General features: G+C 64.3%; 33 protein-coding genes and 1 riboswitch. Of the genes, 10 read left to right on the top strand and 23 right to left on the bottom strand.

The genetic code is table 11. The annotated features are described in order from the left end of the window. Positions 1 to 8: 8 nt before the first annotated feature. Entirely contained in the window at positions 9 to 824 is an 816-nt protein-coding gene (locus tag FJW07_RS04540; RefSeq protein WP_140854742.1) for a sterol desaturase family protein, read from the bottom strand. 295 nt (positions 825 to 1,119) lie between these two features. On the opposite strand from FJW07_RS04540, the gene FJW07_RS04535 reads away from it, so the two are divergent. Continuing rightward, positions 1,120 to 1,539 (top strand): hypothetical protein, encoded by a 420-nt coding sequence (locus FJW07_RS04535; protein ID WP_140854740.1) that lies wholly within the window; start codon positions 1,120 to 1,122, stop codon positions 1,537 to 1,539. A gap of 86 nt (positions 1,540 to 1,625) precedes the next feature. Here FJW07_RS04535 and FJW07_RS04530 read toward each other — a convergent pair whose 3' ends face one another. Then, entirely contained in the window at positions 1,626 to 2,411 is a 786-nt protein-coding gene (locus FJW07_RS04530) for a GGDEF domain-containing protein (RefSeq protein WP_140651861.1), read from the bottom strand. Between the two features lie 370 nt (positions 2,412 to 2,781). Beyond that, positions 2,782 to 3,291, bottom strand: a complete 510-nt coding sequence (locus FJW07_RS04525) for a DinB family protein (RefSeq protein ID WP_140854738.1) — start codon at positions 3,289 to 3,291, stop codon at positions 2,782 to 2,784. A 61-nt stretch (positions 3,292 to 3,352) separates the two neighbouring features. Here FJW07_RS04525 and FJW07_RS04520 point away from each other — a divergent pair, with 61 nt between their 5' ends. Both FJW07_RS04520 and FJW07_RS04515 read left to right on the top strand, forming a co-directional pair. Continuing rightward, positions 3,353 to 4,045 carry a glutathione S-transferase family protein gene (locus tag FJW07_RS04520; RefSeq protein ID WP_140854736.1) on the top strand — a complete coding sequence of 231 codons (693 nt, stop codon included), beginning with the start codon at positions 3,353 to 3,355 and terminating at the stop codon, positions 4,043 to 4,045. A gap of 22 nt (positions 4,046 to 4,067) precedes the next feature. Further along, entirely contained in the window at positions 4,068 to 4,364 is a 297-nt protein-coding gene (locus FJW07_RS04515) for a DUF1905 domain-containing protein (RefSeq protein ID WP_140854734.1), read from the top strand. Between the two features lie 3 nt (positions 4,365 to 4,367). On the opposite strand, the gene FJW07_RS04510 is transcribed toward FJW07_RS04515, so the two are convergent. Beyond that, positions 4,368 to 4,634 carry a hypothetical protein gene (locus tag FJW07_RS04510; protein ID WP_140854732.1) on the bottom strand — a complete coding sequence of 89 codons (267 nt, stop codon included), beginning with the start codon at positions 4,632 to 4,634 and terminating at the stop codon, positions 4,368 to 4,370. A 125-nt stretch (positions 4,635 to 4,759) separates the two neighbouring features. Here FJW07_RS04510 and ndk point away from each other — a divergent pair, with 125 nt between their 5' ends. Continuing rightward, positions 4,760 to 5,182, top strand: coding sequence for a nucleoside-diphosphate kinase (gene ndk / locus FJW07_RS04505; RefSeq protein ID WP_041010781.1), 423 nt, complete (start codon positions 4,760 to 4,762; stop codon positions 5,180 to 5,182). Between the two features lie 58 nt (positions 5,183 to 5,240). Here ndk and FJW07_RS04500 read toward each other — a convergent pair whose 3' ends face one another. The 4 genes from FJW07_RS04500 to FJW07_RS04485 all read right to left on the bottom strand — a co-directional run bounded on the left by FJW07_RS04500 (position 5,241) and on the right by FJW07_RS04485 (position 7,054). Beyond that, complete coding sequence (locus FJW07_RS04500; protein ID WP_246680682.1) at positions 5,241 to 5,561, bottom strand: DUF190 domain-containing protein; 321 nt, start codon at positions 5,559 to 5,561, stop codon at positions 5,241 to 5,243. A 56-nt stretch (positions 5,562 to 5,617) separates the two neighbouring features. After that, entirely contained in the window at positions 5,618 to 6,040 is a 423-nt protein-coding gene (crcB, locus tag FJW07_RS04495; RefSeq protein WP_140854730.1) for a fluoride efflux transporter CrcB, read from the bottom strand. A gap of 3 nt (positions 6,041 to 6,043) precedes the next feature. Continuing rightward, positions 6,044 to 6,436 (bottom strand): fluoride efflux transporter CrcB, encoded by a 393-nt coding sequence (crcB, locus tag FJW07_RS04490; protein ID WP_140854728.1) that lies wholly within the window; start codon positions 6,434 to 6,436, stop codon positions 6,044 to 6,046. Positions 6,437 to 6,534: 98 nt separating this feature from the next. Then, positions 6,535 to 6,597: riboswitch (Fluoride riboswitch) on the bottom strand. A 40-nt stretch (positions 6,598 to 6,637) separates the two neighbouring features. Beyond that, entirely contained in the window at positions 6,638 to 7,054 is a 417-nt protein-coding gene (locus tag FJW07_RS04485) for a MarR family winged helix-turn-helix transcriptional regulator (protein WP_246680654.1), read from the bottom strand. A gap of 103 nt (positions 7,055 to 7,157) precedes the next feature. Between FJW07_RS04485 and FJW07_RS04480 the strand changes: the two genes are divergently transcribed. Continuing rightward, on the top strand, positions 7,158 to 7,637 hold the full coding sequence (locus FJW07_RS04480; protein ID WP_140644529.1) for a cupin domain-containing protein: 480 nt from the start codon (positions 7,158 to 7,160) through the stop codon (positions 7,635 to 7,637). Positions 7,638 to 7,930: 293 nt separating this feature from the next. On the opposite strand, the gene FJW07_RS04475 is transcribed toward FJW07_RS04480, so the two are convergent. From FJW07_RS04475 to FJW07_RS04440, 7 genes are all read right to left on the bottom strand, one after another. After that, complete coding sequence (locus FJW07_RS04475) at positions 7,931 to 8,200, bottom strand: hypothetical protein (protein ID WP_140854727.1); 270 nt, start codon at positions 8,198 to 8,200, stop codon at positions 7,931 to 7,933. A gap of 178 nt (positions 8,201 to 8,378) precedes the next feature. Continuing rightward, on the bottom strand, positions 8,379 to 8,792 hold the full coding sequence (locus tag FJW07_RS04470; protein WP_140703238.1) for a YbaY family lipoprotein: 414 nt from the start codon (positions 8,790 to 8,792) through the stop codon (positions 8,379 to 8,381). 135 nt (positions 8,793 to 8,927) lie between these two features. Beyond that, positions 8,928 to 9,407, bottom strand: coding sequence for a molybdenum cofactor biosynthesis protein MoaE (locus FJW07_RS04465; RefSeq protein ID WP_140703236.1), 480 nt, complete (start codon positions 9,405 to 9,407; stop codon positions 8,928 to 8,930). A 1-nt stretch (position 9,408) separates the two neighbouring features. Continuing rightward, positions 9,409 to 9,666 carry a molybdopterin converting factor subunit 1 gene (moaD, locus tag FJW07_RS04460; protein WP_140651850.1) on the bottom strand — a complete coding sequence of 86 codons (258 nt, stop codon included), beginning with the start codon at positions 9,664 to 9,666 and terminating at the stop codon, positions 9,409 to 9,411. Between the two features lie 5 nt (positions 9,667 to 9,671). Continuing rightward, positions 9,672 to 10,268 carry a CDP-diacylglycerol--glycerol-3-phosphate 3-phosphatidyltransferase gene (pgsA, locus tag FJW07_RS04455; RefSeq protein WP_040984724.1) on the bottom strand — a complete coding sequence of 199 codons (597 nt, stop codon included), beginning with the start codon at positions 10,266 to 10,268 and terminating at the stop codon, positions 9,672 to 9,674. Positions 10,269 to 10,733: 465 nt separating this feature from the next. After that, positions 10,734 to 12,818, bottom strand: a complete 2,085-nt coding sequence (gene uvrC / locus FJW07_RS04445; protein WP_140854725.1) for an excinuclease ABC subunit UvrC — start codon at positions 12,816 to 12,818, stop codon at positions 10,734 to 10,736. Next, entirely contained in the window at positions 12,815 to 13,579 is a 765-nt protein-coding gene (locus FJW07_RS04440) for an SDR family oxidoreductase (RefSeq protein WP_140703230.1), read from the bottom strand. Before FJW07_RS04440 ends, uvrC begins: the two co-directional genes overlap by 4 nt. A 413-nt stretch (positions 13,580 to 13,992) precedes the next feature. Here FJW07_RS04440 and FJW07_RS04435 point away from each other — a divergent pair, with 413 nt between their 5' ends. Further along, positions 13,993 to 14,640 (top strand): outer membrane protein, encoded by a 648-nt coding sequence (locus FJW07_RS04435; protein WP_140644522.1) that lies wholly within the window; start codon positions 13,993 to 13,995, stop codon positions 14,638 to 14,640. A gap of 93 nt (positions 14,641 to 14,733) precedes the next feature. On the opposite strand, the gene FJW07_RS04430 is transcribed toward FJW07_RS04435, so the two are convergent. From FJW07_RS04430 to FJW07_RS04415, 4 genes are all read right to left on the bottom strand, one after another. Beyond that, positions 14,734 to 15,102 carry a TfoX/Sxy family protein gene (locus FJW07_RS04430; RefSeq protein WP_140854723.1) on the bottom strand — a complete coding sequence of 123 codons (369 nt, stop codon included), beginning with the start codon at positions 15,100 to 15,102 and terminating at the stop codon, positions 14,734 to 14,736. Between the two features lie 130 nt (positions 15,103 to 15,232). Then, positions 15,233 to 15,829, bottom strand: a complete 597-nt coding sequence (locus FJW07_RS04425) for a glutathione S-transferase (protein ID WP_140651846.1) — start codon at positions 15,827 to 15,829, stop codon at positions 15,233 to 15,235. Positions 15,830 to 16,099: 270 nt separating this feature from the next. Continuing rightward, positions 16,100 to 16,462 (bottom strand): hypothetical protein, encoded by a 363-nt coding sequence (locus FJW07_RS04420; RefSeq protein ID WP_181182562.1) that lies wholly within the window; start codon positions 16,460 to 16,462, stop codon positions 16,100 to 16,102. A 411-nt stretch (positions 16,463 to 16,873) separates the two neighbouring features. Further along, on the bottom strand, positions 16,874 to 17,404 hold the full coding sequence (locus tag FJW07_RS04415) for a DinB family protein (protein WP_140854722.1): 531 nt from the start codon (positions 17,402 to 17,404) through the stop codon (positions 16,874 to 16,876). Positions 17,405 to 17,506: 102 nt separating this feature from the next. Between FJW07_RS04415 and FJW07_RS04410 the strand changes: the two genes are divergently transcribed. The 3 genes from FJW07_RS04410 (at position 17,507) to FJW07_RS04400 (ending at position 19,894) form a co-directional block, all read left to right on the top strand. Beyond that, complete coding sequence (locus FJW07_RS04410) at positions 17,507 to 18,097, top strand: TetR/AcrR family transcriptional regulator (protein ID WP_140855151.1); 591 nt, start codon at positions 17,507 to 17,509, stop codon at positions 18,095 to 18,097. Between the two features lie 145 nt (positions 18,098 to 18,242). After that, entirely contained in the window at positions 18,243 to 18,647 is a 405-nt protein-coding gene (locus FJW07_RS04405) for a YciI family protein (RefSeq protein WP_140854720.1), read from the top strand. Further along, positions 18,644 to 19,894: an RNA polymerase sigma factor gene (locus FJW07_RS04400; RefSeq protein WP_140854719.1), complete on the top strand. Its 1,251-nt coding sequence runs from the start codon at positions 18,644 to 18,646 to the stop codon at positions 19,892 to 19,894. Before FJW07_RS04405 ends, FJW07_RS04400 begins: the two co-directional genes overlap by 4 nt. Before the next feature lie 61 nt (positions 19,895 to 19,955). Here FJW07_RS04400 and FJW07_RS04395 read toward each other — a convergent pair whose 3' ends face one another. From FJW07_RS04395 to FJW07_RS04385, 3 genes are all read right to left on the bottom strand, one after another. Then, positions 19,956 to 20,408: a hypothetical protein gene (locus FJW07_RS04395; protein ID WP_140644515.1), complete on the bottom strand. Its 453-nt coding sequence runs from the start codon at positions 20,406 to 20,408 to the stop codon at positions 19,956 to 19,958. A 107-nt stretch (positions 20,409 to 20,515) separates the two neighbouring features. Next, positions 20,516 to 20,881, bottom strand: coding sequence for a DoxX family protein (locus tag FJW07_RS04390; RefSeq protein ID WP_140644514.1), 366 nt, complete (start codon positions 20,879 to 20,881; stop codon positions 20,516 to 20,518). A gap of 34 nt (positions 20,882 to 20,915) precedes the next feature. Beyond that, positions 20,916 to 21,338: a VOC family protein gene (locus FJW07_RS04385; protein WP_140854717.1), complete on the bottom strand. Its 423-nt coding sequence runs from the start codon at positions 21,336 to 21,338 to the stop codon at positions 20,916 to 20,918. A gap of 181 nt (positions 21,339 to 21,519) precedes the next feature. Here FJW07_RS04385 and FJW07_RS04380 point away from each other — a divergent pair, with 181 nt between their 5' ends. After that, positions 21,520 to 22,275, top strand: a complete 756-nt coding sequence (locus FJW07_RS04380) for a helix-turn-helix domain-containing protein (RefSeq protein ID WP_140644512.1) — start codon at positions 21,520 to 21,522, stop codon at positions 22,273 to 22,275. 13 nt (positions 22,276 to 22,288) lie between these two features. Here FJW07_RS04380 and FJW07_RS04375 read toward each other — a convergent pair whose 3' ends face one another. Continuing rightward, positions 22,289 to 23,137, bottom strand: coding sequence for a 23S rRNA (adenine(2030)-N(6))-methyltransferase RlmJ (locus FJW07_RS04375; protein WP_140854715.1), 849 nt, complete (start codon positions 23,135 to 23,137; stop codon positions 22,289 to 22,291). Positions 23,138 to 23,143: the final 6 nt, after the last annotated feature.

The raw sequence follows: 23,143 nt of genomic DNA, 5'->3' as shown, positions 1-23,143 counted from the left end.
GGGTGCCGTCATTCCGGCTTGGCGGCGCCGGGCGCGGCCTCAACGATCGGCGCGGCCGGTTCGGCCGCGGCGACGAAGGGATAGACAAGCTGCTGGTGATAGAATTGCGGCACCGGCTCGTCGACGCCGTATTTTTCCGGCATTCGTTGCGGCATGAACAAGGTGCCGCCGATCAGGTCGAGAAAGGGCAACTGTCCGGCGAAATTCCTGTCATAGGCCTGGCGTTCGTTGGCATGGTGCCAGTGATGGAACTGCGGCGAGGCAATCAGCCATTTCAACGGCCCGAATTTGATGCGCGTGTTGGAGTGGATGAACACCGACTGCCAGTGATAGATCAGCACGTAGATAAGAACCGCCTCGCCGGAAAAACCCAGCGCGAACAGCGGCAGGAACGAAGCCGACTTGGTCAGGATCTGGTCCACCGGGTGCACGCGGTGGGCGGCCAGCCAATCCATCTCCTCGATCGAGTGGTGGATGGCGTGAAAGCGCCACAGGAACGGCAGCGCGTGAAAGGCGCGATGGGCAAGGTAGAAGCCGATATCGGCGATGAGCACAGCCTCGATTGCCTGCAGCCATAAAGGCTGCGACTGGACGGCGGCGGTGAGCGCTTCGGGAACGAAACGCTGCACCACAAGCATCGCCGCGCCGACCACCAGCAACATGCCGAGCTTGATGACGATGCCGTTGAAGAGCAGATAGACGACGTCGTTCAGCCAGTGCCGGCGCGTCGCCGATTGCTCGGCATGCAGCGGCAGAAGCTGCTCGAGCGGAATGAAGATGAGGGCGATGACCAGCACCGCCTTGAAATCGATAAGGTCGAACACGGTCGCTCGCGGATCGGCTGAGGCCAGCCTCCGACACTAGCCGCCAAAGGATGAACGGACCGTTGATGGCAGAGCATGATGCCGAAAAGCGTGAAGCGGTTTTCGGGCGACATCATGCTCTATCTCTTTGATTCAGAGCAGGATTCAGATTTCAGGTCGAACAGACCTGAAATCATCCGGCTCTAGGCATGCGCGGCGCCGCGACACCCTATGAAACTTTTCGAGCGCTGCGTGAAACACCGCACGGACCGCTCGCGTTCACCATGTCAGTGCGGACGCGCGGCAAGGAGGGCGGATGTTTCTCGATCCCGAGCGTTTCAAGCCGGCTGCCGAAATGCGGCTCAGCCGGGACAGATCCTCCATCCGGGTGACGATAACCGACCCCACTGTGTGCGAACTCGGCGAAGCCGTCTATGCCTGGATCACCGCCGGAGGCAAGCCAGTCAGGATCGGCACCTGCGGCGCCTCGGCGGGCAAGCGCCTGCTTTCCTATCCCGGCTATATCAACCGCAGCCTCACCGGCCGCGGCGGCGCGACGCCGAAATGGGAGGCGCTGAAGTGGCTGAACCTGCTCACCGAACACGGCACGCTGACGGCGGTGGTGCACCAGCCGGAGCCGACCACGACCGCGGCCGGCCTGATCAGGCCCTATCTCGATGTCGAGCGCCAGTTGATCCGCCAGCACAGGCCACTGCTCAACCGCAGCCACCGTTGACCTCGGCTTCCAGGGCCGCAGGCACGGCAACGAGCGGCTACGGCGCGGTTGCCGGGCCTAAACGGATCGCACTTTCCTGGAATTGATTAGTGGACCGTGCCGGCGGCGTCGCCCGCCAGCCCGCCACGCGGGCTCTCGAAGCTAACCTGGTCGCGGCCATTGGACTTGGCCTTGTAGAGATGGCGGTCGGCGACCTCGAACATGTCGTGGTAGGTGGTCGGGCCGCGGAAGGCGGTACCGCCGATGCTCACCGAAAGCGGCCAGGGCCGCCCGCCGGGTGCAAACTCGGCCTCGCGGATGCGGCGCCTGATGGATTCGGCGACCAGGAAGGAGCGCGCGGCGTCGGCGCCGGGCAGGAAGACCGCGAATTCCTCGCCGCCGATACGCCCGACAATGTCGGCGCCGTGCAGTTGCCCCTTGATCGTCGCCGCGATCAACCTCAGCGCCTGGTCGCCGCAATCGTGACCGAGGCGGTCATTGATCGACTTGAAGTGATCGGCATCGACGATCAGCAGCGCGCCGGCATCGGCGACCGTCTGACCCCGCGCCCGCTCGAGATAGGCCTCGACCAGCATCGAGAAGGCGCCGCGGTTGAAGACCGCCGTCAGGCTGTCGGTCGCGGCAATGACGCTGAGTTCCTTCTGCGTGATCGCCAGCTGGCGCATCTTCCACATCAGGAAGAACAGGAAGGAGCCGCCGAGGACGAGCGGCAGGAACAGGTCCGTGAGTTGCGCCCACAGCAGCGCCTGCGGCGACAGCGAGGGGAAATTGAAGGAATCGACGAAGAAGGCGGCGGCAATGAAAAAGGCGGTGCCGGCGGCGGTGACCACCACGACCCTGCCCCAACTCGTGGGGGACAAATCGATGCGCATGTCATTGCTCCCACTGCAACTGGCTTATTGTGCAGCGCGAGCGCAAAAGAAGTCCTAACATATTAGCTTCAACGCAAGTGTGGTTAACACGCCGTCGGCATCGCCTTTAGTGACGGGCTCTCCGGCTGGCCGGAGGTTCTCGTCAGCGCGCCGCCGCAGCCGGCGACGCGGTAGGAGAATGCCGCGGAGCCTCACGGCCGGTTCGACACTCCCGGTTGGCCGTTGCCTTGACTTTTCTTAAATTTGGAAAACTTCTCAATAACAACCCGGCCGCAAACTCAGCCATTCATGGACAATGCAGCCCGATATGCCACTTGACCGGCTATTACCGGAGAACTCGCATCGAGCACTTCTTCCGGCCAACGCGCTTTCAGGCGTAGGCGCGACCTTCCTCGGAGCGCTGGAACAGCGCAAGGTCGAGCGGCACCGAGGGCCGGCCGAGCACCGTGAGCACCATATGCGCCTGGCCGCGATGGTGGGTCTGGTGGTTGAAGAAATGGCTGAGCGCAGGCGAAAGGCGCTGCGAGACGGTGCGCATGTCCACAGTCATGTAGGAGAAACGGCCGGTGATCGCCTTGTCGCCCATCCCTGTCACCCAGTCGACGACCCTCCTGTCCTCGGCCTCGCGCGCCAGCCTCAGGGCCGGCAAGGCGTGGTAGAGTATGGCGGCGGTGTTCGAGGGCGCGTCGCCCTCGCCGGTGAAACGCTTCATCCAGACGCGGTCGACGGCGAGCAGATGGTTCAGCGTGCCGAGCATCGAGCCGAAGGCGGCGCCGACGTCGCGACCGAGTTCGTCTTCGCCAAGATCGGCGGCGGCATCGTAGAGGCGGCCATTGGCCCATTGATTGTAGGCCGCAAACATCATGAAATGCTGCTTCATTCTTCCCACCCGGCTTAACCCGAATCCAGCCCCTTCGTAACCCGCAGCAACGGACCCGCCAATGACCATTCTGCTTTACGACCTTGTCGGCCATGACACCGCCCGCCCCTTCAGCCCGCATTGCTGGAAGACCAAGATGGCCTTGGCGCATAAGGGGCTCGCCGCCACCAAGGTGCCGACGCGCTTCCTGGAGGTGCCGAAGGTCGAGGGCGGCGTATCGAAGACGGTGCCGGTGATCCGCGACGGCGAGCGCGTGGTGGCCGATTCCTTCGCCATCGCGCTCTATCTCGACGAAGCCTACCCCGAACGGCCGACGCTGTTTTGCGGCGAAGGCGGCAAGGCGATGGCGCGCTTCATCGAGCGCTGGTCGCAGTTCACCATCCACCCTTATATCGCGACGGTGGCTCTGACCGATCTGCATGCGATGCAGGACGAACCGAACGCGGCCTATTTCCGCGAGAACCGCGAACAGCGCTACGGCAAGCGCCTGGAAGACGTCGTGGCCAATCGCGAGGCCGGACTCTCGGCCTTCCGCGCCGCGCTGGAGCCGCTGCGCTCGACGCTGACCTACCAGCCCTTCATCGGCGGCGAGGCGCCTCTGTTTGTCGATTACATCGTGTTCGGGGCGCTGCAATGGGGCCGCATTGCCTCGCCTTTCCAGTTGCTCGACGATGGCGACAGCATCGCGCGCTGGTTCGAGCGCTGCCTCGACCTGCATGGCGGGATCGGCCGGCAGGTCGCGGCTGCGGCGTGAGCGCCGCGAGCGCGGGACTGCCATGTTGCGCTATGAGACGCGGGCCGAGATCTGGGTCTATCCCGGCAAGGGAGGTTGGCATTTCATGACGCTGCCGACGGACGTCGCGGCGCGGATCAAGGCGGCGACGGCGGGGCTAGCGCGCCCTTGGGGCTCGCTCGGCATCACGGCGACGATCGGCAAGACCAGGTGGCAAACGTCGCTCTTTCCCGACAAGCCGTCCGGCAGCCTGCTGTTGCCAGTCAAGGGCTCGGTGCGCCAGCAGGAAGGCCTCAAGGCGGGCGATGAGCCTACAGTGACCGTTGAGATCGAGCTTTAGCGCCTATTTCTGGGGCGCCTTGGTCGTCTCGCCGTTGTCGACCAGCCTCACGCAAATCGGGTCGCCCTCGCCCATGCGCGTGCATTGCCATTCCGGGCCGAAGCCGAAATTGTGATCTCGCGGCGGCAGGGCCAGTAGGACGAAGATGATCACGGCGCACATGACCGCCATGAGAACTATGCCTGCCATGTCGCCGCGTCTGAGATAAGGCCGGTTCATCGCCTCGGGCTCCGCCGCCGCGGCGCTCCGGACCTCGCGCCCGAGGCGCATGCAGCTGCCTTATTATCCCGCAAACGGCTCGCCTTGACCAGAAGCCGCCTCCCCTTGGCAAGCCGCCGGGCGACTTGTATAGAGCCCGCCACTCCAATTTCCATTCCCACAACAAGGACGACCCTATGGCGATCGAACGCACCTTCTCCATGATCAAGCCGGACGCGACCAGGCGCAATCTCACCGGCGCCATCACCAAGATGCTGGAAGATGCCGGCCTGCGCGTCGTCGCATCGCGCCGCGTGTGGATGAGCCGCCGCGAGGCCGAAGGTTTCTACGCCGTGCACAAGGATCGCCCGTTCTTCGGCGAACTGGTGGAATTCATGTCGTCGGCGCCCACGATCGTGCAGGTGCTGGAGGGCGAGAACGCCATCGCCAAGAACCGCGAAGTGATGGGCGCCACCAACCCGGCCAACGCCGCCGAGGGCACTATCCGCAAGGTGCATGCGCTGTCGATCGGCGAGAACTCCGTGCACGGCTCGGACGCGCCGGAGACCGCCGCGCAGGAGATCAAGTACTGGTTCTCGGACACCGAGATCGTCGGCTGAGCCTGTAGGTCGAAATCTGGAAAAGGGTCGGCGCTTCGCCGGCCCTTTGTTTTTGGGTTCAGTCGCCATCGCCGTAGCGGATGACCTCGACCTTCTCCCTGGTGATTAGGCAGCTCTTCGTCCTGGTCAGCGCCTTGATCTCGGGGATCAGCGCATCGATCTTCTCCGGCGCGTCGACGATCTCGACGACGATCGGCAGATCCTGCGACAGGCGCAGGATCTTGGCGGTGTGCAGCACGCTCGATCGGCCGAAACCGAGCGGGCCCCTCAGCACCGTCGCGCCCGCCATGCCGGTCTCGCGCGCCTTGATGACGATCGCCTCATGCAGCGGCTTGCCATCGGCTGCTCTGTCGTCCTCGCCAAAGAAGATCCTGAGCAGCGCTCATTGGGTGGGAAGTTCCATGTTCTCTTCTCCCTGATCACCTGTTGGCCCGATCACCTGTCGGCCGGCAAGCGGTTGAGCCTGGACGCCATGAGATAGCCCAGCCGCGCCGCGGCGAGCGACAGGCCGACCACACTGATGAGATAGGTCGCGGCCAGCGGCCAGTCGCCCTCGAACAGCAGGATAAATGTATCGAGGCTCATCGCCGAAAACGTGGTGAGGCCGCCGCAGAAGCCGGCCATGACGAAATTGCGGCTGGCCGGGCCGACCATCAGGCGCCCGTCCGGCCCGGTCAGCGTGGCGAAGGCCATGATGACCCACGAGCCGACGACATTGACGAAAGCAGTCGACCAAAGCGCGTTTATGCCGAGCAGCGAGACGATGACATAGCTCGACAGGAAGCGGGCCAGCGAGCCGATCGCCGCGCCACAACCGACCGCCAGATAGAGCCGCATCGCCATCTGTCCGTCCATCATCGCTCAGCCCACTACCCAGGCGACGGCCCAGAAGCCGAGCGCGACGAACAGCACGCACAGCACCGACGAAGCGACGACGTTGAAAGCGGCGAGCCGCCCCTCGCCGCCGAGCGCGAGGTTGAGCGTCTGCAGGCAGAAGGACGATACCGTGGTGTAGCCGCCGAACAGGCCGACGACGATCAGGTCGCGGACGAGATCGCCGGCGAATACGCCGCCGACAGCCCGCGCCGCGCCTGCGAAGGCGCCGATGGCCAAGGCGCCGGAAACGTTTACCAGCAACGTGCCCCAGGGAAAGGTCTCGCCGATGGCACGGCCGACCACGCCGGAGAGGAAAAAGCGGGAAATGCCGCCGAGGAAACCGCCAATCAGGACCAGGGCGCAAGCCGCAAGGGTCATCGCTTCAATGCCTTTCCAAACGCGATTCCGCATCGGAACCACTTCACGAAATCAGGCATGATGCGAGCGGGAAAAACAAATCCTGCCGCGCGAGAACACGCCTGGCAGGAGTCATCAGCCCATAAGGGCGGTTTCGGGGGAACCCCATCCCCATTTTCGAGGGAGCCTAGGAGGTCGAGGCGGCGCGGTCAATTGGTGCCCTCAGCGGATCAGCGGCGTGTCCCAGAGATCGCCAAGCAGCGTCTTCAATTCCTGGAAGCGTTTCGGCCCAAGCTCCTCGGCCCATTCCCGCTCGATGTCGAGCAGGATGTCCGCCATCTTCTGGTAAGCGGCCCTGCCCCTGTCGGTGAAGTTCACGACGGTCCCACCGGCATCGTCAGGCGCCGCGCTGCGGGTGATGTAGCCCATCCCTTCCAGCGTCTTCAGCAACTGATTCATGGCCTGCTTGCTCATGGCGGCCCGCTCGGCAAGCGCGCTGGGGCGCATCCCGTCCGGCCCCGGATACTGGATCACGGCCATATGGGGCGGGCTCAAATCGTCGAAGCCGGATGCCCGCAAATCCCTGATCAGCTTGCGGTGGATGGCCAAGGCCGGCACACGCAACAGCGCGCCGATCAATGGCGGTTTTTTCGGAGGATCGTCCGTGGATTGAGGCATTGACATACTAGTAAATTGAGTTTACTCATTTCGGTAAATTCGATTTACCACATGGGAGGATGGAATGCTAGGGAAAGCCAGCAATGTGCGCGTCAATCCGGCGGAAGAAACGATCAGCGATGACGGCGGCCTCGCCATTCACTTCCTGCTCACCGGCGACCAGTCCAACGGCAGCATCGCGGCCTTCGAACTGACCGTGCCCGGCTCGCAGCGGCTTCTCGCCCCGGCGCACAGCCACGACCACTACGAAGAAACGATGTACGGCATCGAGGGCGTGCTGACGCTCACGGTCGACGGCCAGAGACACGAGGTCGGGGTGGGACAGGCTCTCTGCATTCCGCGCGGCGCGGTCCATCGCTTCGACAACAACACCGCGGAAACCGCCAAAGTGTTGTGCGTGGTCACACCCGCGGCGATCAGCCCGGACTATTTCCGCGAGGCCTTTGCCATTTTTCGCGCCGGCGGCCCGCCGGACCGGGCCAGGATCATGGACCTGATGCGCCGCTTCGGCCTGACACCGGCGGCGGCGACGCCGCAGGCTTGAGTTCCTGGCGCATGCCGCAAATCGAACTGGGCTGAATGGAATCCCGACTGACCTCAACTCGCGTCAAGCAAATCAAACCGATTGGCAAGCTTGGGAAGGATTGCGGTCGTTCGATGGCCGAGCGGGATTTTTATTCGCGCTGTTGACGCGGTCCGGCATGCTAGAGCGTTTCACCATTTCCTGGAAACGGCGAACCGCTCTATCTCTTTGTTTCACGCAATTCCGGACGGAAAACCGCGTCCCACTTTCCTGGAATTGCTCTTAAAACCCGCCGCCCCCCCGGCGGGCGGACGTCATTTGGCTTGACGGTCTTTCACATTCGCATGGGCGTTCGCCGCCTCGGTATCGGTAGACGGCGTCTTCGTCTCCTCGCCGGCGAACGGACTGCCCTGTCCAGGCGCAAGGTCGCCGCTGTGGCCGGCCTTGTTGGTCTGGAAAGGCTGGCTGTCGGGGCTGAGGCCGTGCTGCGTGGCGTTGAACAGGTGATCGTCCGCCCTGGCAAAACCGGCCAAGGCGATCAGCGATATGCTTGTGACTGCGAGAAAGAGCGTGTGCCTTTTCATATCTGGTCTCCTTTGAGTGCCAGATCGATCCGCGCATTCGGTCTGGCGGTTAAGTGAAGGGACATCGTCCCTTTGCCTGCCCGCCATCTGCATAAGTCAACGCCTGGCGTTGCCGGCTTATTCCGGCGAACACGGTTTCGAGGCGGAAAAGTCGCGCGGTCAGGCGCGGCGCACGACGTCAGTGCGCCATTTTCAGCAAAACCGTCTGCGGCTTGCCGTCCAGCGGATCGACCTGATGACGAGTATCAGGGATGAACATCAGCCGCTCGCCGACCGTGATGCGGGCCTGCAGCGCGTAGGTCCGGCCCTTCTGGATAGCCTTGGGGTCAAAGCCGATGTCGAATTTGATCGGCACCTGGCCGGTGGGCGCTATCCTGCGCTTGGCGATCACGGTCGCCGGTGCGTCTGCCAGCGAGACGTCGGTGAGCTCGACCACGAGCACGGCATCGGGTGGCAGGGCGATGCGTTCGCGATAGGTCACCTCGCCCGCGATCGTCTTTTCGCCGGCATTGGTCATTTCCGGCACGGCAAGCACGCCGACGACCAGCGGCACCAGCCCGAAGATGAAGAACTCCGCGATCCCGTCCAGCATGAGATTGCTCCGCCAAGCAAATCAAACCGATTGGCAAGCTTGGGAAGGATTGCGGTCGTTCGATGGCCGAACGGGAGTTTTTTTCTGATGCATGTCGTTGCCCCAGAACCGCTGCACACTTCTGGGCGACATGCATTATTCGCCTTGTTTCTTCCAGCGGTCCGCGGCGTGATCGTCGGCTTCCTTGGCCTCGACCCAGCCACCTTGAGTTCCGTCGGCGAGATGCTCCTTCTTCCAGAAGGGCGCGCGCGACTTCAGGTAATCCATGAGGAAATTCGCCGCCTCGAAGGCCGCCTGGCGGTGCGACGAGGCCGCGACCACCAGCACGATGTTTTCGCCCGGCGCTATCTTGCCATGGCGATGGATGACGGTGAGCCCCTGCAGCGGCCAGCGCTCGAGGGCTTGCGCGGCGATGCGGCCGATCTCGGCCTCGGCCATGCCGGGATAGTGCTCGAGCTCGAGCGCCGACAGCGCACCCTGCTCGTCGCGGCAAAGGCCGGAGAAGGTGACCACGGCGCCGATATCGGTCCGGCCCTCGGTCAGGCCGGCTATCTCGGCGGCGACGTCGAAATCCTCGCGCTGGATGCGGATGGCGGGCACGACCGCGCCGGCCATCTCAGCCCCCGGTCATCGGCGGAAACAGCGCGATTTCGCGCGCGCCCGCTATCTTCTCGCGGTGGCCGACATGTTCCTGGTTGATGGCGACGCGGATGACGTCGGGGTATTGCAGCGCGTTCTCATACTCCTCGCCGCGCGACTTCAGCCAGCGCAGCAGATCGGCGACCGTCTCGATGCCGGAAGGCAATTCGACGTCCTCTTCCGGCTTGCCGATCCGCTCGCGCACCCAGGCGAAATAGATGAGCTTCGTGGGCATTGTCTTCACTCGTCCATGATGTGCTTGAGGCCGGCGCGGAAATAGTCGTAGCCGGTGTAGAGCGTGACGAGCGCCGCGACCCACAGCAGCACCAGGCCGATCTGGGTGGTCAGCGGAAAGATCTTGTCGCCGGCCGGGCCGACCAGCAGGAAGGCGATGGCGACCATCTGGATCGTGGTTTTCCACTTGGCGAGCTGGGTCACCGGCACCGACACCTTCAAGGCGGCCAGATATTCGCGCAGGCCCGAAACCAGGATCTCGCGGCACAGGATGATGATGGCCGCCCAGAGCGACCAGCCGGCGATGCCGCCATGGCGGTCGGTGTCGGCGGCAAGCAGGAGCAGGCAGGTGGCGACCAGCAATTTGTCGGCGATCGGATCCAGCATCTTGCCGATGTTGGAGGTCTGCTGCCAGGCGCGCGCGAAATAGCCATCGAAGTAATCGGTGATGGAGGCCAGCAGGAAAATGACCAGCGCCGACCAGCGGGCGAAGTCGGACGACTTCAGATGCCCCTCGAGAAAGAAGCACAGCACGACCAGCGGCACCGCGACGATGCGGGCATAGGTGAGGATGTTCGGCAGGTTGAACGCGCGTTGTGCCATGTTGTCTCGGGAAATCTCCTCCGCCAGACGTACTCAAATCAGAAGCGAATGTAGGGGGTCAACAGGCGAGATTCGATTGGACAGGGAAAAATGGCGCGAAGGTCGGCGTTCTCTGGCCTGGGCATCCCACGTCAGAGGCAGAGATTGGCAACTTCGATGTAAGCTCTTTTTGCAACGTTGGGGATTGGCGAAGCCCAGGCAACTTCGTCATCCACGGGCGGAGCGGGAGCGAAGCGGACGCGCAGACCCGAGGATCCATTCCGTGACCTCGCGCGGAACGGAGGTTTTCTGAACCGCTGCAACGCGTAGAGGTAACGGAATGGATTCCAGGGTCTGCGCCGCGTCGCTGCGCTCCTTGCTCCGCCCTGGAATGACGACGTGGTGGGCGTTTGAGCTAATCGCCAAGGTGCAACATCCCTCACCACACGGACGCCTTGGTCAACCTTCCGTGCACGCGACCAGCCCTCAGCTCTCGTGGAAGTGATTGTAGACCAGCTTCGCCACATGCTCGGAAATGCCGTCGACCTTGACCAGGTCCTCGACCGCGGCGCGGCTGACCGCCTTGGCTGTGCCGAAGGCGAGCAGCAGGGCGCGCTTGCGGCCCGGGCCGATGCCGGCGATCTCGTCGAGCGGGCTTTTGACCATCTCCTTCTTGCGCCGCGCCCGGTGCGAGCCGATGGCGAAACGGTGCACCTCGTCGCGCAGGCGCTGGACGAAATAGAGCACCGGATCGCGCACCGGCAGCATGAAGGAGTCCCTGCCCTTGACGAAGAAGCGCTCGCGGCCGGCGTCGCGGTCCGGGCCCTTGGCGATGCCGATGGCCACCACCCGGTCCTCGACGCCGAGATCGGCGAGGATCTGGCGCACCGCCGTCATCTGGCCTTGGCCGCCGTCGATCAGGATGACGTCCGGCCAGGCCGGGAAGCCGCCATTGCCGGCGACCAGATCCTCCTCGCCTGTTTCGTCCTCGACCGCCGGGCCGGGCTGAACGTCGCCATGTTCCTTGAGCAGCCGCGAAAAGCGCCGCTGCATCACTTCGCGCATCATGCCGAAATCGTCGCCTGGCGTGATCTCGGTCGAGCGGATGTTGAATTTCCGGTACTGGTTCTTCACGAACCCTTCCGGCCCGGCGACGACCATGGCGCCGACCGCATTGGTGCCCATGATGTGCGAGTTGTCGTAGACCTCGACGCGCACCGGCGGTTTTTCCAGGCCGAAGGTCTCGGCAAAACCCTTGAGCAGCCGCGCCTGGGTCGAGGTCTCGGCCAACCTGCGGCCAAGCGCCTCGCGCGCGTTCTGCAGCGCATGGTCGGTCAGGTCCTTCTTCTCGCCGCGCTGCGGCACCGAGATGGATATCTTGCGGCCGGCATGGGTCGAGAGCGCCTCCGCGAGCAGTTCTTGCTCCTGCGCGGTCTGCGACAGAAGCAGCGTGCGCGCCGGCAGCTTGTCGTCATAGAACTGCGCCAGGAACGAGCCCAGCACCTCCGCCGGCTCCAGCGCCGGATCGGCCTTGGGGAAATAGGCGCGGTTGCCCCAGTTCTGGCCGGTGCGGAAGAAGAACACCTGGATGCAGGTCTGGCCGCCTTCCTGGTGGATGGCGAAGACGTCGGCCTCTTCCACCGTCTGCGGGTTGATGCCCTGATGCGCCTGCACATGCGAGAGCGCCGCAAGACGGTCGCGGTAGATGGCTGCGCGCTCGAAATCGAGCTCCTCCGAGGCCTGCTGCATGGCGGCCGAGATTTCGGTCTTCACCTTCTGGCTGCGGCCGGAAAGGAAATCCTTCGCTTCTTCGACCAGCTCGGCATAGCCCTCATGCGAGATCTCGCCGGTGCAGGGACCGGCGCAGCGCTTGATCTGGTAGAGCAGGCACGGCCTTGTGCGGTTCTCGTAAAAGGAATTGGTGCAGCTCCTGAGCAGGAAGGCGCGCTGCAGCGAATTGATGGTGCGCCCGACCGCGCCGGCCGAGGCGAAAGGGCCGAAATAGTCGCCCTTGCGCGAGCGCGCGCCGCGATGTTTGTAGATGCCGGGCGAGACATGGTCGCCGGTCAAGAGGATGTAAGGAAACGACTTGTCGTCCCGCATCAGCACGTTGAAGCGGGGCCTGAGCCGCTTGATGAGGTTGGCCTCCAGCAGCAGCGCCTCGATCTCGGTGCGGGTGACGACGAACTCCATCGTCGCCGTCTCGCGCACCATGCGGCCGATGCGGGCGGTGTGGAACCGCCCCTGAGCATAGTTGGTGACGCGCTTCTTCAGGCTGCGCGCCTTGCCGACATAGAGCACGTCGCCGGCGGCGTTCATCATGCGGTAGACGCCAGGCTGGTTGGGCAGCCGCTTGACGAAGGTCTGGATCACCTCGGCGCCGACCATGCCGTCGGCGTCGCCGGCATGAGGCGTCCAGTCTATGGCCGTGAAGGCGACGTCAGGCCCGGTCGGGATCGACTCCGGCTCGACGATCTCCTCCGCCGCCTCGTCCTCGATGTCGAGATCGACATCGGGCGGCAGATCGTCGGCGGCGCCGTTTCTTTTATGTCTTTGGGCTGCGGGACTCATTCCACCATGCCTGTCACATCGGGCGTCTGCCACGCAAGATGCTGGCCGCCGTCGAGCGCGATCATCTGGCCGGTCACCGAGCGCGCCTGCCAGAGATAGCGGATCGTGGCGCCGAATTCGGGCAATTGCGGGCCGCGCTTCAGAATGAGGCCGTCGACCTGCTTGCCGAAATCATCGTCGTCCTGTCGCTTGTTCTTCAGCGTCGGGCCAGGACCGATGGCATTGACGCGGATGCGCGGTCCGAGCGCCTGCGCCAGCATCTCGGTCTGCGTCCACAGCGCCGATTTCGACAGCGCATAGGAGAAATAGCGTGGCGTCGGCCGCCAGACGCGCTGGTCGATGATGTTGACGATCAGCCCCTCTTCGCCTTCAGGCAGGGCGCGGGCAAAGGTCCGCGCCAGAAGCGCCGGCGCCTTCACATGGATGGCGAAGTGGCGATCCCAGGCCTGCCAGTCGAAATCCTCGACCCGGTCGTCGACGAACAGGGAAGCGTTGTTGACCAGCAGCGTGACAGGTCCGAGCGCCGCTTGCGCGCGACCGACAAGGCCGCCCACGGCTTCCATGTCGGTGAGGTCGGCGGCTACCATGGCGGCGCGGCCGCCTTCGCCCGCGATCTTCTCCGCCAGCGCCTCGGCCTCGTTGCTTGACCGGTTGGCGTGGATGGCGACAGCAAAGCCATTGGCGGCAAGGTCCTCGACGATCGCCTTGCCGATCCGTCTTGCTCCACCCGTCACCAGCGCGACAGCCGTGGCTTGTCTCATCTTGTCAATCCTCAATCGGCTTCACGATTCCGGGAAGCCGGCACAATATGACGGGCCAAGCGTTAAATGCCATTTCCACCTGGGGCAAGAATGTGGCGAAGCGGCCCGGACGCGCTTCCGCCCCGCCGGATTCGGGGCACCGCTCCCGGCAATATATGTCGCTGGACCCCTTGAACCAAGCGGTGTGCAGCGCAACATATTTAGCCTGCTGACATTCGCTGTTGCGAAGATGCAACGTCAACTTTCGGCCTCATTCGCGCCGGGATATGACCCAAGTTCAGGTTCGCTTCAGCCGCATTTCAGCACGACATTTGGAACCGTTGAGCGCCAAGCCCGTTTATCCCCCCGGACGGGCCGGGGCGTTTCATGAACAAACAAGCCTAAGTGTCTTGTGGCTTAAGGAGAGTATAACAATGAAGACCAATCTCAAATTCGCGCCGCTCGCTGCTGCGCTCGGGCTGTTCGCCCTTGGTGGTACCGCCTTCGCGGCCGACGTCGTTTCCGAGGAGCCGCCGGCTCCCGCCCCGGTTGCCGAGCTTCCGGTTGCTTCCTGGGCCGGCCCCTATGCCGGTATCAATCTCGGCTACGGCTTCGGCGGCCATGTGAAGGCCCCGGGCGTCGACGCCAAGACCAAGGGCTTCATCGGCGGCGTTTTCGGCGGCTACAACTGGCAGCAGGATAACTTCGTCTACGGTGCTGAAGCCGACCTCGGCTACAACGGCACCAAGGGTTCGGACAACGGCCTTTCGGCCAAGACCGGCATCGAAGGTTCGCTGCGCGCTCGCCTCGGCTATGCCGTGACCCCGGAAATCCTGCTCTATGGCACGGGTGGTCTCGCTGCGAAGAACCAGAAGATCGACGACAGCGTCACCGGCGTGAACGACAGCAAGGCCATGCTCGGCTGGACCGCCGGCGCCGGTACCGACATCAAGATCACGGACAACGTGTTCGGCCGCGTCGAGTATCGCTACACCGACTACGGCAGCAAGAACTTCGGCGACACGGGCAAGGTCAAGTCTTCGGACAACCGCGTCACGTTCGGCGTCGGTATGAAGTTCTAAGTCGTAAAAGCCACGACACGGAAAAGCCGGGCCTTGCGCCCGGTTTTTTTGTGTCCGCGGAAGACAGAAGGGCTGCGAGCTCCCCAGTCGTCCTCATTTCGACCGCTTCGGCAGTTTCGCCTTCGCCGGCAGCGTCTCGACGAAAGCCAATGCGCGGCCGAGCCAACCGGCAAGATCGGCGTCGGTTGCCGTCCCTTCGGACGCGACACGGATATAGCCTTCCATCGAGCGTCCACCCATCTCCATCGCGCTTGCATGAGGAAGTGCCGCGGCGGCCGCATGTGCGCCCTTGCCGACACGTACCAGGAGCCCGCGCTTCGAGGTGCCGATCAGCATGTTGCCGTTGATCATGAAACAGGTGCCGCCGAACATCTTCTGCTCGGTGAAGGCGCGTCGACCGAGGGCGGCGCGCAGGCGTGCGACCATCGGGTCCGGCGCGGCGCTGGTTGAGGGCTTTGCCATCTTCACCACTCCGACTTGGGTGATGCCATGCAAGCATGGAAGGGAATGGGGTTCAAGTGGGGGCGGCGTTATGGAGAAGTGCAGCGGCGAAGCTGCTGATCTCCCCCGCAAAGAGCGAGATTGGCAGTTCTCACCCCGGCACGCTTGCCTTCAGCTCCGGGAACTTCTCGTCAAACCTCGCGGCCCAGCGCACGAGCCGGCTGTGGCCTTTCTCCCATTGGCCGGAAAAACGCAATGCGAGATAGCCGAGGGCGGCGCGCAGCGCCATGTGGCCGGCGGTGATCTTCTTCGGCAGCTTCGGCGGATTGGCGTTGATGAAGTCGAGCGCGGTGGCGATCTTGGTCCACTGGCGGTCGAGCCAGGGCTGGTAGACCATCGCCTCGGGCCGCGTGCGGCGCTCGTAGACCATCGACAGGGCGCAGTCGCAGATGCCGTCGGCCAGCGCCTCGAGAACTTCCGCCTCGAGCCGCTTGTCCGGATTGCGCGGGAAGAGTGCGTTCTTCGACAACCGGTTGAGATGCTGGGTGATGGCGCGGCTGTCATGGATGGAGCGGCCGTCCTCAAGCACCAGCGCCGGGATCTTGCCGAGCGGATTGGCCGAGATCAGATCGGCAGGCTTGTCCTCCGTCTTGACCGGCACGAGGTCGATCGCGATGCCGGCATAGGCGGCCGCCATGCGGACCTTCGAACTGTAGGGCGACGTGGAAGCGTAGAGCAGTTTCGGCATGATCGGATTCCCAGTTGTTTACGGCACTGTTGACCGATCGGGATCCGAAGGGCAACGGCCAGCCGGGCAATCCGGATTGGCCAATGCATCTTGCCGGCGCAGGCACCCCAAAGAAAAAGCTCCCGGACGTTTTGCCTGGCGGCAAAATTTCCGAGAGCTTTAGGAGGAGCGCCCGCTCCGACTCCGCTCGCTCTGACACCGAATTGGCGAGAGGGGTGCCAAGGTGGCACCCGCCCTCACCTGTTGCGGTTCGCGAGCGAAGCTACGCGATTACTTTTTGGCGGCCGGCTTCTTCGCCGGAGCTGCCTTCTTGACAGCGGCCGGTGCCTTGGCGGCGGCGGCCTTCATCGGAGCCTTGGCGGCGGGCTTGGCCGCGACCTTGGCTGCCGGCTTCTTGGCGGCAGGCTTGGCCGCCGGCTTTGCCGCGGCCTTGGCGGCGGGCTTGGCCGCTGCCTTCGCCACCGGCTTCTTGGCGGCGGGCTTAGCCACAGCCTTCGCCGCTGCCTTGGCCGGAGCCTTGGCGGCGGGCTTGGCCGCTGCCTTCTTCACTGCTGCAGGTTTCGCGGCAGCCTTAGCTGCCGGCTTCTTTGCCGGCGCTTTCGCCGCCGGCGCCTTGGTTGTCGTCTTTGCCATGCGATGCCCCTTGCGTTTTGCCGATGGTCGTGAGTGACCCGGCGTGTCTATGCATATCTGACTCGCGACTGTCTAGCCAGCGAAGCAACACAATGATTTTCAGTTATTGAATTTTGGTTACACGAAACGCTCGAAGATGCATCTCATTGAAAAATTGTGAGCGAATCTGTCACTTTCGAAGTGACGGCCCGGCCCACAGATTTTCGCGCGGCTTCTATCGCACGATCCTCCACCGACCGGCGGCATAACCTTGCATCACAATGTGAGCAGAGTGCTCATAATAGACAAGAGGCCGTCGGACGTCGACTTTATCTTGTCCAGCAGAAACATCTACAGATGAACCGGCCATGCGCGACGACCAAAGCTTGAGCGCTTTAAAGTGAGCTTAAGGCTCATATTCAGGCACCACAATCAAGCGCCAGCCGGTTGGCGTCCGTGCAGCAGGCGGCGCGCCGGCTCGACCCGGTGCAGATGGACGGCGTAGGTGTCCCAGGGCGGCGAGTGCGCGATCTTGGCCAGCATCCGGCCGATCTCGCCGCGATGGTAGCTGCCGTGCAAGATGATATGGGTCAGCATCTCCTGCCTCGTCATGCAGCCCCTGTCGCCGTCGGTGAAGGTGAAGGCGACCGGGTCGGCAAGCTCTTGCTCTGCAACGGTTTCAAGATAGTCGAGATACCAGCCGTCGATCTCGGCCAAGGCGACGCGCAACGCGCGCGGTTCGGGCGTGTCCGGGGTATTGTCGCTCGCATAGCCATGGGCGACGCCCCTCAGATGCGCGGCAAAAATCCGCGACACGACATGGATATGGTTCATCAGGTGGATCGCGGCGCGCCGCTCCTCCGGATCGCGGGACGGATCCATCCCCGCAAGCTTTCCCGCGAGCTCATCATTCGCCCAGGCCTGATAGACAAGCAGGCTCTTCAGCAAGGTCTTGGCGCTCATGTTCCGGCCCATTTGCGTTGGTGAAATGAATGTGAGTATCCTGTTTATATTCTCGGGAGACGGGCCAGCATGTCTACTCGCATTGCAAAGCCGGCCGCGCGCATGCGCAAGCAGCCGCGCCAGGCGCGTTCGATCGCCACCGTCGAGGCGATCATCGAAGCCGGTGCTCGCGTTCTTAGCGAGCTCGGCTGGGCGGGCTTTTCCACGAACAAGGTGGCAGAGGCCGCAGGCGTCAGCATCGGCTCGCTCTATCAATATTTCCCCGACAAGCTCGCTCTGGTCGAAGCGATCCGGCGCCGTCACTTCGATCATGTGCTGTCGGTGATTCGCGAAGCGGCGGCCGACGAGAAGCCGCTGAGGCAATTCGCGCGCGAGCTGGTGCGCGGCATGATCGGCGCCCACTCGATCCATCCGACGTTGCACCAGGTGCTGCTCGACGAGGCGCCCGGCGACCGCGGCTCGCGTGCCGCGCATGCCTCGTTCCAGACGCGCTATCTCGAACATTACGCGGCGGCCGTCGCGCAGTACCGCAAGCGCCGCAAGGATACCGAGACGATGGCGCGCGTGCTCTCGTCAGCGATCGAAGGCGTGATCCACAACGCGGCACGGCGCAACATGCTCGACGCGCCGGAATTGCAGAAACAAATGGTCGAGCTGATCGAGGCTTACGTATCGGGCGGCAGGGCAACCTGAGGCAGCGACGGCTGAGAGGCTGGCGCCGGCCGCGTGCCCGCGCCTCCTCGGTTACCGGCATCGCAATTAAATTCATATCGCCTGTCGATTCCGACGATCGCCGTTCGTCGTATCATCGCATTCTGCAAACCGAAGGAACACAAAGATGCGTTTCATGATGCTGATGATCCCCGGCGGCTACGCGACCGCGGCTCCCGACGTCAGGCCCGAGGCCGAGACCGTGGCGACGATGATGAAATACAATGAAGAGCTGAAGCGGGCCGGCGTGCTGCTTGCGCTCGATGGGCTGCATCCGCCGTCCTCGGGCGCGCGGGTTTCCTTCAAGGGCGGCAAGCCAGCCGTCACCGACGGCCCGTTCGCCGAGGTCAAGGAAGTGCTCGGCGGCTATTGGATGATCGACGTGCGCTCGCCCGAGGAAGCCATCGAATGGGCATGCCGCTGCCCCGCGGGGGAAAACGACGTCATCGAGGTCCGGCGCGTTTTCGAGATGAACGATTTTCCCGAGGACGTCCAGAAGGTCGTCGACGGGTTCGACGAGCTCAAGGATTGACCGCGACTGCAACGATCGAAGCGGTCTGGCGGATCGAGCAGCCGAAACTCGCCGCCAGGCTCACCCGCACCCTGCGCGATGTCGGGCTGGCCGAGGAGGTGGTGCAGGATGCCTTTGTCGAGGCGCTGGAGCGCTGGCCCGGCGACGGCATTCCGCACAACCCGGCCGCCTGGCTGACCAGGGTCGCCATGAACCGGGCGCTCGACCGGCTGCGCCGCACCGTGCTGATCGACGGCAAGCATCGGCAGCTGGCCGTCGATCTCGCCGAGCTGGAATGCGCCATGCCCGACATCGAGGCGGCGCTCGACGAGGATATCGACGACGATCTGTTGCGACTGATCTTCTCCTCTTGCCATCCGGTGCTGCCGGCAGAGCAGCGCGCGGCGCTTGCGCTGCGGATGCTGGGCGGACTGTCGACGCCGGAGATCGCGCGCGCCTTCCTGGTGCCCGAGGCCACCGTCGCCCAGCGGATCGTGCGCGCCAAGCGGACCTTGCGCGACGCCGGCATCGCCTTCGAGACGCCGCGCGGGCAAGAGCGGCGCGAGCGCCTGACTGCTGTGCTGGAGGTGATCTACCTGATCTTCAACGAAGGCTACGTCACGTCCTCCGGACCGGACTGGCTGCGCGCCGATCTCGGCAACGAGGCACTGCGCCTCGGTCGCCTGCTGGCGACGCTGATGCCGGAGCAACCGGAGGCGATCGGACTGCTGTCGCTGATGGAACTCGGCGCCGCGCGCTTCGGCGCCCGCACCGACGGAGCCGGCAATCCGATCCTGCTGCTCGACCAGAACCGCGGCCGCTGGGACTGGTCGCTGATCCGGCGCGGCCTCGACCGATTGAAATGCGCGATGGCGCTCACGCCGACGCCCGGTCCCTATCAGCTGCAGGCGATGATCGCCGCCTGCCATGCCCGCGCGGTGAGCGCGGCCGACACCGACTGGATCGCCATTGCCGCCTATTACCAGGCGCTCGCGCTGGCGGCGCCCTCGCCCATCGTCGAGGTCAATCGGGCGGTCGCCGCCGGCATGGCGTTCGGTCCGGCGCAAGGGCTGGCCATCGCCGATGCGCTGCGGGACGAACTGCGGCTGAAAGAGTCGCACCTCTTGCCCACGGTGCGCGGCGACCTTCTGGCGAGGCTCGGACGGATGGAGGAGGCCCGCGCCGAATTCCGCCGCGCCGCCGAGCTGACAGCAAATGAGCGGGAGCGCGCGCTGCTGCTGGCGCGGGCTGGTGATGGAGACGGTTGAGAGAAAGAAAGGATAGGCCGGCGGGACAGCGCCCCTCCGGCCTGCCTATCAGCCGGAAAATTTACCTAAGCACGCGGCAGCGGCCGTTATAAACCAGCCAGCGGTCGAAGCCTGAGACGCAGAATTCGACATTGTCGCCGATCGAGGCAAAGCCTTGGCCTTCCTCGATCAGGTAGAAGATCGAGCGGTCGCGACCGTCCGACAGGTTGACGGTGGCGCGGCAATAGTGGCGGCCGATCGGCCATTCGTCGCTCGCCGGCTCGTAGCGGTGCTGGCGGATGTTGCGGAAATCTGTGATCGCGACATCCGGCAGGTGCGGCACGTGATGCACTTGGTAGGAGAAGCGGTCGGTGATCTTGCTCAGCACCCAGCTTTCGCCGCAGACGCTGCCATCGTCGCCGCTGTAGACGGAAAGGTCTGCGGCCTGCGCCGCCTGGGTGAAGCCCAGCGGAGCGGCAAAGGGAGTGGACAGCGCAACCAGCGCGGCAAGGGCGGAATGGGCGAAGCGAGTCATGACAGCCTCTCAAGGTCGGTTCCGCGCACTGTGCGGATTCGCTTGGCGGCGGTCAAGCGGTCGCGAAAACAATGGTTTCCGCAAAACTTCGTTCCAGACTTCACCAGCTAACCAAGAGTGCCGGCAAGCAGCAGCCCGCCGATGACCGCGATGTTGATCAGGAACGCGTTGCGCAGCACCTGGCGCTCCGGTTCCTCGCTGGCCCAGAAACGCAGCAGCATCGCGTTCGTCGCCAGCGTGAAGATGACCAGCGCGCCGGCGGCGAAGGGCCGGGCCATGCCAACGGCAAGCAGGAAACCCGCAACGATCTCGACCGCCGAACCGGCGGCCAGCATCAAGGCCGGAGCCGGAAATTTCTGCGCGGCCAGATAGCCGCGCATCGCCCCGAATTTCAGGAAATGTTCGATGCCGGCGAAGACGAACACGCCACCGATGAGGAGAGCGCCAAGCGCTTGAACGGTTTGACCAGGCATGGCGGCCTCCTCTCGATGATCTGCTTCGCTCCGCTCAGTCCTCGGGGACGAAGGCCGGGTTGTGGACGACCTCCCACAGGTGATCGTCGGGATCCTGGAAATAGCCGGCATAGCCGCCCCAGAAGGTTTTCTGCGCCGGCTTGACCACGCGCGCCCCGGCCTTGACGGCCTCGGCCATTACCGCGTCGACCTCGGCCTCGCTGCCGACATTGTGGCCGATGGTGAGCTCGGTCGGGCTGCGGCCGCTCTGCGGCACCGTGGCATCCCAGGCGATGTTGGCGCGTTCGTAGATGGCGAATTTCAGGCCGCCGGCGAGCTCGAAGAAGACGACGGCGCCATGCTCGAATTCCCGGCCGATGATGCCTTCGGTCGGCAGGCCGAGGCCGTCGCGATAGAATTTGAGCGACGCTTCCAGATCGTCGACGCCGAGCGTCAATACGGTGATGCGAGCTTTCATTTCTCTCACTCCTTTCTATATTCGAAACCAACATCCGAAATCGGATGTGGTTGGCAAATGCGCCGATGGGCGCCGTCAGGCTGCGTCTGTTCTGCCATGGATGAAGTGGCCGGCCTTGAAGATTTCGGCCAAATTGACCGTCGCACCGATCCGGCATCCGCCGGAGCAGATCGGAGAAGAGATGGAACCGGTCCTGGCGCAGACAACCGGCTTCTTCCGGGAACGGCCCGCTGGCAAAGGCCTGGCCGATGCCTTCTGTGCGATCTGGGTCCACCGCATGGACGAGCGCGCCGCTCCGCCCATCGTCATCACGCCTGACGCGACGATCGACCTGCAATGGATCGACGGCCGCTTCCGCGTTGCCGGGCCGGACAGGGAGCCACAGATCGAGACGCCTGCCGCCGGCGCGGTGATCGTCGGCTTCCGCTTCCGGCCGGGCGCGGCCGCCGGCTGGCTCGGCGTGCCGGCCAGCGAAATCGTCGGCGGGCGGCTGGACCTCCAGGAGTTATGGGGCATGCGTGCCCGCGAACTGTCGGATCGCATCAAGGCTGCGACCGATCTGCCGGCCATGCTGCGGCAGTTGGAAGAGACGGTCGGCATGCACACCGAAGGCCGCGATGCGCTGGACCCGCGGATGGGCCGGGCCTTTGGTGTCCTCGACGAGGGCCTGTCGCCGGAGACGCCGCTGGTTCCCTTCCTGCAACGCCATTTGCATATGAGCGAACGGACGCTGCGACGCCGCTTCGAGGACGCCTTCGGCTACGGCCCGAAGACGCTCGACCGCATCCTGCGCTTCCACCGGTTCCGGCGCCTGCAACGGCAGCAGGGCGAAGCTTCGACCGCGCTGCTCGCCATCGAGGCCGGCTATGCCGACCAGGCGCATCTGATCCGCGAAAGCCGGCGGCTGACCGGTGTGACGCCTACGGCGCTGGCTTAGGCGCGCGGTCGCCCTACTCGCCCGCCAGCCAATCAAGCGTCCATCGCGACGGCTGCCGGACTGCGAGCGCCTTGTGAAGGGCGGGCAACAGCACCTTCAATTCGCCTTCCAGCGTGTAGGGCGGATTGACCACCACCATCCCGCTGCCGTCGAGGCTGGGTTCGTTCGAGGCAGGCCGGATCTCAAAGGCAATGTCGAGCAGTTTTGGAATGCCGGTCTCCCTCAGCGCCGCGCGGAAAGCGGTCACCGCCCTGCGATCCTTGATCGGGTACCAGAGCGCATAGATGCCGCCCGGCCAGCGCCGATGCGCCTTCAGCAGGCCATCGACGAGCCTGGAGAACTCGCCCTCCTCCTCGAAGGGCGGATCGATGAGGACGAGGCCGCGCTTCTCCTTCGGCGGCAGTTGCGCGCCCAGCGCCAGCCAGCCGTCGAGCTCGATCACCCTCGCCTGGAAATCGCCGGCGAGGACGGATTTCAGCCGCGCGGCATCCTCTGGGTGTAGTTCGACCGCCGTCAACCGGTCTTGGTTGCGCAGGAGATGGCGCACGATCAGCGGCGAGCCGGGATAGTGCTTGAGGCCGCCGTCGGGATTTTGCGCGCGCACCGCCTCCAGATAGGGCTGAAGCAGTGCCGCCGCCCGCGGCTCGAGCATGGCCCCGGCCAGCCGGCCGATACCGCCCTGCCATTCGCCTGTCTTGCCTGCCTCGATCGAGGCGAGGTCGTAGCGGCCGATGCCGGCATGGGTGTCGATGACGCGGAAAGCCTTGTCCTTCTGCTTGAGGTATTCGACGAGGCGCGCGAGCACGGCATGCTTGACGACATCGGCGAAATTGCCGGCGTGGTAGGCGTGGCGATAATTCATGCGCGC

It is taken from the genome of Mesorhizobium sp. B3-1-9, assembly GCF_006439595.1.
Classification (GTDB): domain Bacteria; phylum Pseudomonadota; class Alphaproteobacteria; order Rhizobiales; family Rhizobiaceae; genus Mesorhizobium.
Note: the sequence above shows the minus strand (reverse complement) of the source record. Positions and strands in the feature narration are given on the sequence as shown.